The 13,127-nt window shown below is 39.7% G+C and carries 10 protein-coding genes; 5 read left to right on the forward strand and 5 right to left on the reverse strand.

Annotated elements, in window-relative coordinates; all coding sequences use genetic code 11:
- The first annotated feature begins 668 nt into the window (after positions 1-668).
- Positions 669-2,666: an alpha-amylase family glycosyl hydrolase gene (locus BUB77_RS04545; RefSeq protein ID WP_073273361.1), complete on the forward strand. Its 1,998-nt coding sequence runs from the start codon at positions 669-671 to the stop codon at positions 2,664-2,666.
- A gap of 339 nt (positions 2,667-3,005) precedes the next feature.
- Here the strand turns inward: BUB77_RS04545 and BUB77_RS04550 are convergent, their stop codons facing one another.
- A complete protein-coding gene (locus tag BUB77_RS04550) occupies positions 3,006-3,191 on the reverse strand; it encodes a hypothetical protein (RefSeq protein WP_073273362.1) in 186 nt (61 codons plus the stop codon).
- Positions 3,192-3,309: 118 nt separating this feature from the next.
- On the opposite strand from BUB77_RS04550, the gene BUB77_RS04555 reads away from it, so the two are divergent.
- Entirely contained in the window at positions 3,310-3,807 is a 498-nt protein-coding gene (locus BUB77_RS04555; RefSeq protein WP_073273364.1) for a DUF5721 family protein, read from the forward strand.
- Positions 3,808-3,940: 133 nt separating this feature from the next.
- Positions 3,941-6,022 carry a molecular chaperone HtpG gene (gene htpG, locus BUB77_RS04560; RefSeq protein WP_073273366.1) on the forward strand — a complete coding sequence of 694 codons (2,082 nt, stop codon included), beginning with the start codon at positions 3,941-3,943 and terminating at the stop codon, positions 6,020-6,022.
- 239 nt (positions 6,023-6,261) lie between these two features.
- Here the strand turns inward: htpG and BUB77_RS04565 are convergent, their stop codons facing one another.
- From BUB77_RS04565 to vanR, 3 genes are all read right to left on the reverse strand, one after another.
- Positions 6,262-7,764 (reverse strand): VanZ family protein, encoded by a 1,503-nt coding sequence (locus BUB77_RS04565; RefSeq protein WP_073273368.1) that lies wholly within the window; start codon positions 7,762-7,764, stop codon positions 6,262-6,264.
- 264 nt (positions 7,765-8,028) lie between these two features.
- Positions 8,029-9,186, reverse strand: coding sequence for a sensor histidine kinase (locus BUB77_RS04570; protein WP_073273370.1), 1,158 nt, complete (start codon positions 9,184-9,186; stop codon positions 8,029-8,031).
- A complete protein-coding gene (gene vanR / locus BUB77_RS04575) occupies positions 9,164-9,865 on the reverse strand; it encodes a VanR-ABDEGLN family response regulator transcription factor (protein ID WP_073273372.1) in 702 nt (233 codons plus the stop codon). The genes BUB77_RS04570 and vanR overlap by 23 nt, the downstream gene beginning before the upstream one ends.
- A gap of 465 nt (positions 9,866-10,330) precedes the next feature.
- On the opposite strand from vanR, the gene BUB77_RS04580 reads away from it, so the two are divergent.
- Positions 10,331-11,167, forward strand: coding sequence for a DegV family protein (locus BUB77_RS04580; RefSeq protein WP_073273374.1), 837 nt, complete (start codon positions 10,331-10,333; stop codon positions 11,165-11,167).
- An 809-nt stretch (positions 11,168-11,976) separates the two neighbouring features.
- On the forward strand, positions 11,977-12,333 hold the full coding sequence (locus tag BUB77_RS04585) for a hypothetical protein (protein ID WP_073273376.1): 357 nt from the start codon (positions 11,977-11,979) through the stop codon (positions 12,331-12,333).
- A 70-nt stretch (positions 12,334-12,403) separates the two neighbouring features.
- Here BUB77_RS04585 and BUB77_RS04590 read toward each other — a convergent pair whose 3' ends face one another.
- Positions 12,404-13,123: a hypothetical protein gene (locus BUB77_RS04590; RefSeq protein WP_073273378.1), complete on the reverse strand. Its 720-nt coding sequence runs from the start codon at positions 13,121-13,123 to the stop codon at positions 12,404-12,406.
- Between the last annotated feature and the right edge of the window lie 4 nt (positions 13,124-13,127).

The raw sequence follows: 13,127 nt of genomic DNA on the forward strand, positions 1-13,127 counted from the left end.
TGTGAGCTCAGACAGTGGTATAATTTTACCTAGGAACAGCTGCTGCCATTTAAGTGTCATTAGGGAACTCCTCAATAGAAAATTACGAAAGGTAAGCCAAAATCATCTGGGGATTGGCAATAAACCCTTGGAAGCCGTTTTGTAGTTTTAGTCTTATAGGGTACTAGGCACAGCAAACACATGAGACAAAATAATTGATATACACAGATGACCAAGGGGGTTGTTTTGGAGTTTTGTCTCAAGAGGTTCCTTATGACACTTAAGCGGCAGGAAACGTGACTAGGTAAAACAGTGCCACTGTTTGAGCTCGTTAACTGACACAGCCATATTTGTCACAGCGAGTTTGGCGCTGATTTACCTGCCAGTTACGTTTTCTGCCGCTTTAGTGGAATATGGGTTCTCGCGTAACAAAACTCCAAAACAACCCCCTTGGTCATCGTCCGCTTCCATAAACTTCCTTCATACGTTTGTCGTGACAGCCCCACTTGATTTACTTGATTCATAGGAAGCAAAATGATATAATTAATACCAATAAACAGGAATATGCTGGCAGATAAAAGTATTGGTTTTGTGCCTTAAGGACATACTAATTTTGAAATGAAAGTACGTAACAGGCTCATTATGTGAAGGTGTAAAGGCTGATGTAGCTTTGGACAAGGAAGGTAGCAATGAATAGCAAGAAGGAAGGAACAGTTACAAAAGGCTCAGCGGATAAGCCGGGGTTGATGCTATCGAAAGAAGGGATTACCTTTTCGGTTTTTTTACCTGCTGAAAAAGAATGCAGGCTGAATCTGTATCATAAGGCTTCCGGCAGGCAGCTTATTTCCTTCCGTCTGACGGAGGAAGTGAAAAACGGAAATATTTTTTCGGCTTTCATAAAGTACAAACAGCTGAAAAAATACTTCGAGGAACAGGAAGACCCGGTAAAAAGCCTGGGATATCTTTATGAAACCAGGCAGGGGGAATTCCTTGATCCTGGTGCTGCTCTTGTATATGGAAGAGAAGAATTTGCAAAGAGGGAAGGCAGGCTTCTTGGAGGAATTTCCGGTAAGGAGTACGACTGGGAAGAGGACAGGCCCATTCAAAGTCCTTTCAGTGATACCCTGGTCTATAAGCTTCATGTAAGAGGCTTTACGATGGATGCATCCTCGAAGGTGCAATGTCCCGGAACCTTTCTTGGTATTACGGAGAAAATCCCTTATCTTAAGGAACTTGGAGTCAACTGTCTGCTGCTGATGCCAGCCTATGAATTTGATGAGTCCATGAAGGAAGAGGGAATTACGGACCGGATTAATTATTGGGGATATTCCCTTTTGAATTCCTTTTTTGCTCCCAAGGCAGCCTATGCCTATTTAAAGGATGAGCCGGATACGGAGTTTAAGGATATGGTAAAGCTGCTCCATCAGAATGGTATGGAAGTTATGATGGAGATGAATTTTACAGCGGGTACGAATACTGTCTTTGCCATGGAGTGCCTGCGCCATTGGGTTAGAGACTACCATGTGGACGGCTTTAAACTATCCAATGAAACGGTGCCGGTATCCGTTCTTGCCTCCGATCCGGTACTGGGCAGTACAAAGATTCTTTCCGAAGGCTGGGACTATAAAACGCCGCCGGAAAAGAAGAAGGTCTTTCAAAATTACGCAGAGTGCAACAATAATTACAGCAATACCTGCAAACGCTTCCTTAGAGGGGACGAGGAGCAGGTAAAGGAATTTGCAAGGCAATTTACCTGTCTTTGTGAGGAGTCAGGCAGTGTAAAATACATTACCAACCATGACGGCTTTACACTGATAGATTTATTTTCCTATGATAAAAAGCATAATGAAGCAAATGGCGAGAATAACAGGGATGGACAGGAATATAACTTTAGCTGGAACTGCGGGAAGGAAGGCAGGACAGGAAAAAGCTCCGTACTGGAAATGAGGAAAAGGCAGGTAAGAAATGCCTTTGCCATTTTACTGCTCAGCCAGGGAACTCCTCTCATTCTCTCCGGTGATGAATTTTTAAACAGCCAGGAAGGCAACAATAACCCCTACTGCCAGGATAATAAGCTATCATGGCTGAATTGGGATAACCTGATAAAGGAAGAGGAAACCTTTCATTGGGCAAAGACACTTATCCATATAAGAAAGGAGCATCCGGTTTTTCGCAGAAGTGAACCCTTTCACTACATGGACTACATCTACTGCGGTATGCCGGATATTTCTTTTCACGGAACAAATCCCTGGTATGCGGAGTACGACCACTACAGCAGGCAGCTGGGGGTGATGCTCTGCGGAGCCTATGCCCGTAAGGGCCATACAGGCTTTGACGATAGCTTCTATCTTGCCTTTAACTTTCATTGGGAAAGCCGGGAATTTCATCTGCCGGATGCACCCTCCGGCGAAGCATGGAAACTGTTCCTATCTACATCGGAAGGTTATATAGAAGCAGAAGACGAGAAGGAAATGGTAGAAAGGGAAAAAGAAGCGAAGGAAAAAGAAGCAAAGGAAAAAGAAGCGAAGGAAAAAGAATCGAAGAAAATTGAAACGAAGAAGATAGAAGTAAAGAATGCAGCAATGCCAGAAATAAAGGAAGCAGAGGAGAAGGTAGGGAAAGAAATAGAGAAGTCCTTTACACTTTCTGCAAGGTCTGTCAGAGTATATAAAAGCTGCAAGGTATAAGATACAGAATGACGGTTTTCTATAGAAAATAAGCTGTTGGAAGTACCAGCAGCTTATCTTTCCATAACTTATCAGCTTTTAAAAGCATTTCAAAACAAAATTTGCAATCAGCCCGCATAAGGCATAGCCCGTATAAAAGTTGAAATTAACTTTCAAAAGGCATTGCTTAATTAAAAAAGAGAATTTAATCTGTATAGGCTTTGCGAAAAAAAATAGAAATTAACTTTCATAAGACATTGTACAAATAAAAGTTGAAATTAACTTTCATAAGACATTGTACAAATAAAAGCTGATTTAGCCTTCACAAGGCATTGTTCAAATAAAAAATTTGCAATAAAATCAGGAGTACCTGTCCTGTATATCTTCTTCATGACTGCCGGAAGAATCCAGATAAAGGTCAGAATATTGGTTATAAAGCTCTGAATGTTTATCCGGCAGATACATGGGACTTATGCTTTCAAAATCTGTTATACTGTTTTTGCTTGGAAATCGGTAATAGCTTCGTTTAGAATGATCAAAATACATATAAATATCCCTCCTTACTGAAATGAAAACCTTCTGCTTTATCAATTGACAGGTTTACAGTATGCTGTGGCTTTCATATGTTTTGACGTTATTATCTGTTAATTGGGAGGAAATATACTTGTTATCATTAAAAATACTGGATGTTAAAAGCTTTATGGGCAGCCTTTTGATTCAAAAGGTCTTTGATAATTTTTTGTTGTCCGAGGCTGAGATTACGACCTTTGCTCATTTTTCCATAGAGGGAAAGATTAATCAAAATTTTTATACGGAAGAGGAAAAGGAGGAGCTTAAGTTAAATCAATATGTCCGCTGGTCAGATGTTAAGCCCTATGTCTTTTCTTTAATCAAAGGAAATAAGCTTCCCTTATTCATAAAAATCGTCATGGTTCTATCCCCGGAAAACACGGAAAAATTACTGATACAATCAGGCGCCTCCTTAAATAAAGAAGAGGTCAATGGATTGTTCTTAAATATCCGGTATGAAAAGGATACCCTTTTAATTACAACAGGTACCTCTGTAAGTACCTTTACATTGGATAAGACCCTTGATTATTATTGGGATGAAAGTGTAAGAAAATTTTTAAAGAAAGAAAATATAGTGGCGGAAGACTTATAAATTAAATTTTAATATCCCCCTAAAGCTGTTAGCACTCACTTTTGATGAGTGCTAATTTTTTCTTGACAAATAGATACAAGCGTATTAATATTATGCTTATATGAGACATTAAGAAAAAAAGGAGCGATTTATTATGATGAATGAACATGGTAGTCTGTCAATCAATTCGGAAAATATATTTCCCATCATTAAAAAATGGCTATATTCTGACCATGATATTTTCTTTCGTGAAATAATATCCAACGGCAGTGATGCTATTACGAAATTAAAGAAGCTGGAGCTTATGGGAGAAGTCAGCCTTCCGGAAGATAATAAATACAAGATAGAAGTAATCGTAAACCCGGAAGAGAAAACGCTGAAATTTATTGATAACGGTATTGGTATGACTGCCGATGAAGTAAAAGAGTATATCAATCAGATAGCTTTCTCCGGTGCAACGGACTTTTTGAACAAATATAAGGATAAGGCCAATGAAGAGCAGATTATCGGACATTTTGGTCTTGGCTTTTACAGTGCCTTTATGGTAGCGGGCAAGGTAACAATCGACACATTGTCCTGGCAGGAAGGTGCAGATAGCGTTCACTGGGAATCCGAAGGCGGTACGGAATTTGCAATGGAGCCTGGAGACAGGGAAGAGAGAGGTACAGAGATTACCCTTTTCTTAAATGAAGACAGCTATGAATTTTCCAATGAATATCGTGCAAAAGAAGTCATTGAAAAATACTGTTCCTTTATGCCGGTAGAAATTTTCTTTAAAAATGCAAATGCGAAAGAAGAGCCTCAGGAGGATTTGGAAGAAGACTTAGACAAAGAAGAATCCGGGGATGATATCATAGACGCCGCTGTCGATGAAGATGGCAATGTAACAGAAGGCGATGGAGCAGAAGAGACAGAAGACGGGGTACAGGAGGAGAAGAAGCCAAAAGGTCCTCAGCCCATCAATAATACTACTCCTTTATGGACAAAGCATCCGAATGATGTAACGGAAGAAGAATACAAGGAATTCTACCGTAACGTTTTCCATGACTACAAGGAGCCTTTATTCTGGATTCATTTGAATATGGACTATCCTTTTAATTTAAAGGGTATTTTATATTTCCCGAAATTAAATACGGAATATGACACCTTAGAGGGTACGATTAAGCTATACAGCAACCAGGTATTTATCGCAGATAATATCAAAGAGGTAATTCCTGAATTCCTTATGCTTTTAAAGGGTGCCATAGATTGCCCGGACCTGCCTCTTAACGTGTCCAGAAGTGCCCTTCAGAATGACGGATTTGTAAAGAAGATATCCGAATACATTTCCAAAAAGGTTGCGGACAAATTATCCGGTATGTATAAGGTAGAACGCGAAAGCTATGAGAAGTTCTGGGATGATATCAGTCCATTTATCAAATTCGGCTGCTTAAAGGATGACAAATTCAGAGAGAAGATGAAGGAATATATCATCTTTAAAAATCTGGAAGGCAAGTATGTTACTCTGCCGGAGTATGTGAAAGCTGCCAAGGGGGAAACCTCAGAAGAAAAGGCGGAAGAAACAAAGGCCGAGGAAACAAAAGTTGAAGAAAATGCATCCTCTGACGAAGCTTCCGAAAAGAAGGAAGAAAAGAAAGACATAGTCTACTATGTTACCAATGAGCAGCAGCAGAGCCAGTATATCAATCTGTTCAAGCAGGAGGGAATTGATGCCCTCATCCTTACCCATAATATCGACCAGCCTTTTATCACACAATTAGAGCAGTCAGAAGACAGCTATAAATTCCAGCGTATTGATGCGGATATCACCGACAGCTTTCAAGAGGATGGCCACAGTGAGGAAGCTTTAAAAGAGGAAACTGATGAGCTTACGGAATTATTCAGAAAGACTCTGAATAAAGAGAAGCTGGAGGTTAAGGTCTTAAAGCTTAAGAATGAAAAGGTATCTTCCATGATAACCTTATCAGAAGAAAGCCGCAGAATGCAGGATATGATGAAGATGTACAATATGTACGGCATGGACCCCAACATGTTCGGCAGCAGTGAAACACTGGTACTGAATGCCAATAACAAGCTGGTTCAGTATATATTTGAGCAGAAGGACAGCCAGTATGTACCGCTTTTCTGCTCCCAGCTCTATGACCTTGCCTTATTAAGCCATAAGCCTCTGGAAGCAGATGCTATGACAAACTTCATTTCCAGAAGCAATGAGATTATGGAAATACTTGCAAAATAAAAATGAGCTGATGAAAGGCAAAGGCAGCCTGCCAAAAGCTGTAAGGCTTTGAAAGCTCAATTGATCATAAACAGAAAGAGATTGCTGTAAAAAGAAAGTTCATACCGGATACCCTGCATAAAAGCATTTGTGCATTATCCGGTATTTGTTCTTCTTTTTGCCGCAGTCCCTTTTTTGTTGTTTGGGGAGCTCTTATTTTTTGTCTGTCATTTCAAAATATTACTGGTAAATACTTACTATCAACGGATAGCATTGTAAAGCTTGATGCTGTCCTGCCATCTGCCTTCCTTTGTGCTGCCCATTATGACACAGATGTAGGAGCCTTCTTTTATATCAGCGCAGGAAACCAGACAGCTGCCGGCTTCATCACTGTTTCCGGTTTTTAAACCGGCGGCATTTTTGTAATAATAGGGACTTTTCGGATTAATCAGCTCGTTGGTATTGTAATAGGTAACACTCTGTCCGCTGAGCCAGAGGTCAGATAGCTTATAACTGTTTACAACTTTCCGCAGAGTATCCGATTTTAATAATTCTCTGGCAATTAAGGCAAGATCCTTTGCCGTTGTATATTGGCCTTCGGTATCATAGCCGTCAGGGGTCTTGAAGTGTGAATGACTGGCACCGATTTTAACAGCCTTTTTATTCATTTCTTTGAGAAAGGCATGGAGAGCTTTGTCTATGGAGGCGTTACTGTCCCTGCAGATTTTTTTACCCGTATAGACAGCAAGGGCATAGGCAGCATCGTTGCCGGAGGGCAGCAAGAGAGCATTGAATAATTGCCGTATTGTCAGTTCATTACCAGGGTTCAGCCATGCCCGGGAGGCATCCCCAGCAATTAACTGTACTTCCTTCCCGACCAACACCCTGTCATTTACATCACAATAATCCAGCGTTGTTAAGGCTGTCAGCATTTTGGTGGTACTGGCCGGTGCAATGGACTTATTACTGTCCTTTTCGTATAGTACAGTATTGGAGGTCAAATCCCATAAAAATGCATTTTTGGCATCTATGCTGGCAGAAATCTCTTCCGATTTATGAATTGCGATTGTGGGGGCTGGAGCAGACTTCTGAGTTATTTCATTTGGCATTACAGGCGGCAGGAAATCCTTGTCTTCTAAAAAATAAGCTTTGATTGTTATGGCTAATAATATAACGACTGTAAGGGAGGCAAAGCCCCCTGCATCATGCCGCTTTCTGACCAACTTACCGTCATTTCTTTTAAAGATGCCGACATTTCTGCGGATAAATGGGACATATGCTGCCAGTATTTTACCGTAGAAATACCCAATAATCAGCCCCGTGGTATTTAAAAGGACATCATCGATATCCGTAGCCCTGATTCCAAAGAGCTGCAGCACTTCAATGAGTAAAGATATTCCGGCACCGGTTATTAGAACGGCAGGAAACCGCTGACAATGATTGAAGAGCAGAACAAGCAGTACTCCAAGGGGAATAAAAAGGAAGATATTCCCCCAGAAATTAAGCGGATTTGAAAAGGCTGTTTTCAATACCTTAAAGGGTACTAAATTAATGTTATCAAATGAGTGGGGGATGGTAAGGGCTGAGCCCGGTGACAGTGTCACAGCAAAGATTTCTGTCATATAAAGCCCTGTGAGCAGAATCAGTATTCTGTGAAACCAGGTTACTCGCTCCCCCCGAAGCCGGATCAGAATCTCATCAATCAATAAAAATAGTAAGGTGGCTGCAAAACCAGGAAGCAGGTATTCTTCCGTTTGAAACATATAACCTTCATTCCTTTCCTGAAAACCCGGTACAGAATGGAAAAGTACCCGGGCTTGATATTATTAAAAGGTAAAGGGATATTTGCCGAAACCGATTACTTGCCCTATAAGGGTTTCCGGCAAGGAGAGCCTGTACCTCCGCATGAATAAGCATACCACAGACGGGCAGGTATACTTTAAATTGAACTATATAATTTGCTAAGAAACAGTAACGATAATCCTAAGATTTTATAAAGGCAGGCAGGCCGGCCCGCCCGCCCGGGCCTATAGCTGGGCAGCTTCGGCCTGCTTGTTAAAAAGCTCCACCGTAAATATGGTATGTGCATTATCACTTTGGGCTTTGATTGTTCCGCCATGTAAGGTTATGATATCTTTCGCAATTGCCAGTCCAAGCCCTGCACCGCCGGTGGTACTTGATCTGGCGGAATCCAGTCTGTAGAACTTCTCGAATATGGAGTTTAATTTCTCCTTGGGGATGCCCCCCTTATTTTCAAAGCATATGACTACTTTATTCCCGTTTTCTTCTGCGCTTATATCGATGCTGCTGTTTTTATCACCATAGGCAATGGCATTTTTTAATATATTATTGAAAACCCTGGCAAGCTTTTCAGAGTCTCCCCAGATGATCGTGTTTTCCTCAATGCTTATCCTGATATCCTGTCCATGTGGGGCAAGCTGGGGATACAGCTCATCGGCAACCTGTATCATCATGTAGCACAGATTGATTTCCTTCTGGTATAGCGGCATGGACTTTAGATTGTAACGGGTAATTTCAAAAAATTCATTTATCAGGGTTTCCAGCCGGTATGATTTTTCCAGTGCAATATGAACATATTTTGCTTTCTGCTCCGCCGGCATATCATAAGCTTCATCCAAAAGGCTCAGATAACCAATGACGGAGGTCAGAGGCGTTTTGATATCATGTGCCAGATATACCACAAGTTCATCCTTGCGTTCTTCTGCCGCCTGGGCTTCTTCGGCCCGTCTTTTCAACCGGTCCTTGACTTCATTAAGCTTAATTTCCATAAACTTCAGCTCCGGGTTCATAGCAATTTTTTCATCCGCTTCCTCCGAAAGCTTGTCCACGCCGGCAACCATCTGGTCAAAGTATCTGGTAAACAAAGAGGATGAGAGCCGAAATAAAATAAAGAAGAAAATAACGATAATAAGGCCGATAATGAGTTCAATATTATTACGGATATAAATAAAATAGATATCCTGTGCGCGGTACCAGTCAGTATCCAGAAGGATAGCAATATAGTACACCAGTGTATCTGCCAGCTTACCCCGTAAGATGGAACGGAGAAAAAGAACAAGGATAGCAGCTATCGCCAGCAGGGCAAGGGTTTGAAAAAATAATCTGCGAAGCAGCCTGCCATATGCTTTTTCCTTAAAAGTATTACTTTTCAATTTTATAGCCAACCCCCCAGACCGTTTTAATATACTTTGGATTTTCTGCCAAATCATTCATTTTTTCACGTAAATGCCTGATGTGCACGGTAATGGTATTATTGCTTTTGCAGTAGTATTCGTCCTCCCACATTTTATGAAACATTTCCTCGGCACTGACTACGCTGCCTTGCTGCTCTAAAAGTATGCGGAGTATGGAAAATTCCGTGGGCGTAAGTGTCAGGGGAGCATCATTTAGAAAGCACTCATGGGTTTGGATGTTCATGGACAGACCAGAGTTTGTTAAGACAGCTTCAGCTGCAGCATCTGATTGAGGAATATTGTATTTTTTATAACGGCGCAGCTGTGCTTTCACCCGCGCCACTACTTCAAGAGGGCGGAAGGGCTTTGTGATATAGTCGTCCGCACCCAAGGTCAAGCCGGTAATCTTATCGGACTCCTTATCCTTGGCAGTCAGCATAATAACGGGGTAATTATATTTTTCCCGTATTCTTTTACAAATGGTATAACCGTCTGTATCCGGCATCATAATGTCAAGTATGGCAAGATCAATTTCGGTATTTTCAATACAGGCAAGGGCATCCTCTGCAGAATAAAACTTATGGATGGTATAGTTTTCATTTCGCAGATATACCTCTATCAAATCGGCAATTTCTTTCTCATCGTCTACGACAAGGATATGATTGCTCATGGTTCTGGCTCCTCTCCGACATATTCTGGTAATAATTATTTTATCCTGTTTGATAATTGGAAATATCTTTTTTTACCTGTGAAATTGTTAAGATTTTCATAAGATTTTTTTTAATCATCCGGATTACGTTTTATTTTTACAGGAATCCTATTAAATATGGGCTTAGAGCTGGAGGATAAAAGGAAATTAATGTATGAAAGCCGGGATTGAAGGGATAATAATTTAGAAAGTTTTTAAAAAATTAACAATTTTCCTACTTTAAAAGTATATTAATATATGTTACAATTGGTAGTAATAAAAACTACATAAGATAGTATTTGGAATAAAGAAATGTGGTTGACATAACTAAAATATATTATGGAAACCAAATTGGAGAAATAATTAAAAAGTAAATTAAAAAGAAAATAAACGCAAGCCGAAAAATATTGCCTGTAATAATAAATTTGTAATTTGGGAGGAAGACAAATGTCATATAAAATAATAGGAGATAGCTGCACAGATTTAACGGAAGAGATGAGAAAGGATGGACATTTCCATATAGTACCTTTAACCTTGCAGGTGGGAGAGGATTCCATAGTTGATGACAGAACTTTTAATCAGGCCAGGTTCCTGAAGCTGGTCAGTGAGTCACCGGTTGCTCCGAAATCCTCCTGTCCGTCACCGGATGCCTACATGGAGCTTTTTAAAGGAGAAGAGGATATTTATGTTATTACTCTTTCGTCCAACCTAAGCGGTTCTTTTAACAGTGCTGAGGTTGCCAAAAAGCTGTATCTGGAAGAAAATCCCCACAAGAACATTGAGGTAATCAATTCCTGTTCAGCGTCAGTAGGCCAGACACTTATTGCCTTAAAAATACAGGAATTTGCCGGAATGGGACTGGGCTTTAAAGAAATAACCGAGCGGGTTCGTAAATTCCGGGAAAGCCTAAGTACAAAATTTGTGCTGGAGAACCTGGATACCCTTAGAAAGAGCGGACGGCTTACCGGCCTTAAAGCAATTATCAGCAGTGTGCTAAATATAAAACCAGTTATGTACGGAACACCGGAAGGTACAATTAATAAGCTGGACCAGGCAAGAGGAATCCAAAAGGCTCTTGGTATCATGGTGGATTCCGTAGAAAAGGATGTGAAAAATCCGGAAGAGAGGATATTCGCAATAGCCCATTGCAATAATGCGGAGAGAGCCAAATTCGTGAGAGAAGAGATTTTAAAGAGGGTTTCCTTTAAAGACTGCATCATTGTCGATACGGCGGGAGTAAGTACGATGTATGCGGGAGACGGCGGGATTATTATAAGTTATTAGAGGGTGATTTGTAGCCGGGCACCTCGTATTATCTTTATGGTAACTCGAATTATCCTCGAACAAGTAGAAAATAAAAACGAAAATGAAAACGAAATTAACCTCGTTCACAGACCTAGATTGGGCATTTAACCGCCCCGTCCAAGGTCTGTTTTTTTATGCATTTTGAACCCGGACCACGCAACGCTTCTACAAATTAATATTAGAAAAGTCCAAGAGAAATAAACGTAGAACCCTTGAAAATCAAGCGTTCCAGCTTTTTTCTCTCTTATGAAATAAAGAAAAAAGAACGAAAAAAGAATGAAGAAAAGAGAAGAAGGAATGGTGCTTCTGAAGAAGCATGAAGAGAGAAAAATAGAAGGAAGAATAACCTCGTTAGAGGATAAATGAAATTGCCCCGAACGAGGCTGATGGGGATAATTGCATTTACCCCACGACATAGTGAGATTTGAAAATGAGGTTTTTCGGGAGATATTTTTCGGAGCAAATTTTTCGGAATGGGCTTAAAATAAGGATTCTTGTTTCCGAAAAATTTAAGCTTAATCATGTTTTTCGGGGAATTCAAATTTTTCGGGAGATTTTTCGGAAAAAATTCGGAGGAAAAAATTGAGAAAAAAGGTACAAAAAGGACGATGTGAAAAGTGGCAAATACCAAAGTGCAATGAAATTTTAAAGACATATGATGCTGTGCAATAGAAGCGTATGACAATTATCCTGAAAAGAAGAAAGATAAGCTTCGAAAGGATGTGTATGATGAGTTAGGTGATTTGTTAGATGAAACGGGGTATTTAACAGTATATCGTGGAGAGTACATGGATGTTGAATTTGGAAGTAGCATTGAAGTTGGTCAAGCAATCAGCTTCACTTTGAATTATGAGAAAGCCCGCTTTTTTGCCTGTAGGTGGAGCCCTAAGAAAGCTAAGGTTTATACGGCTAAAGTTAGTTTTGAAGATATAATATATTACACGAATGACCGTAATGAATCAGAAGTGATTATACGTCCAGAAAGTAAAGGCAGAAAATTTCTTAATGTGAAATGTGAAGATTTGAATCCGGTAGAGTATTATAAGGGAAATACTGCAGCAGCTAAAGATGCACGATTGAGGCTGGCAATTGAAAATGGTATTTCGCTTGAAGATTACAAGAAGATGCATCCGGAGTATTTTTAGAAGTAGTGATGGAATAAAGTGGTACAAAGAAAAAGCAGGTAACCCTGCTTTTCTTAAAAATGATACTTAATCATTTATTTAAATCCGTATTAAGTTCGGGTGCATCACACGATGATAGTAAGGCATGTGCATATTTCTTTGCGCAACTAATAACAAGAGATTTGTTTATCAGAATAATCCACATCATTAAACATAGCACATCGGATATGAGGCAGTATATAACGAGATTGAGATTAATAGTTAAATCAAATTTGCAATATGCAACTATGGTGATACTGTTAAAAATCAACATTAATGTGCATAAACATATTCCAATAGATTTGATACCAAGCAAGTTATAAGCAAATCCTAAATCCATATTTTCTTCTGCAATCAATGGGAATTTGGAACTATTTCTAGTTTGTGATATAAGCCAAGTGACAGCAGAGTCTGTTTGTTTTTTCATTTCCTCATCATTTTGAGACAATGTAAAATCTGCTAAATGATTTTTAAAAAAATTATAATATCGTTCCTTTACACATTTGTTCAAGTGACTATTACTTGGCATAAGATACTGTTGCGCGGGAAGACCGTTCGGAAAGCATTCATTTAGTATCTTTCCACTTTTTCTTCTTGAAAAAAGAATTATAAGACCTGATAAAGCATAAGCTACGAAAGTTATTATTAATGTACTAGAAAGATTACGAATTTCTGGAACAAGTATATAGGATTGAATAATTAACGGTGCTAAAAAGACAATAACAACACTAATTCTAGAACGAATGTTATATATTCCAAAGATATCCTTCAACTGG

Source organism: Anaerocolumna jejuensis DSM 15929 (assembly GCF_900142215.1).
In the GTDB taxonomy this organism is placed as follows: domain Bacteria; phylum Bacillota; class Clostridia; order Lachnospirales; family Lachnospiraceae; genus Anaerocolumna; species Anaerocolumna jejuensis.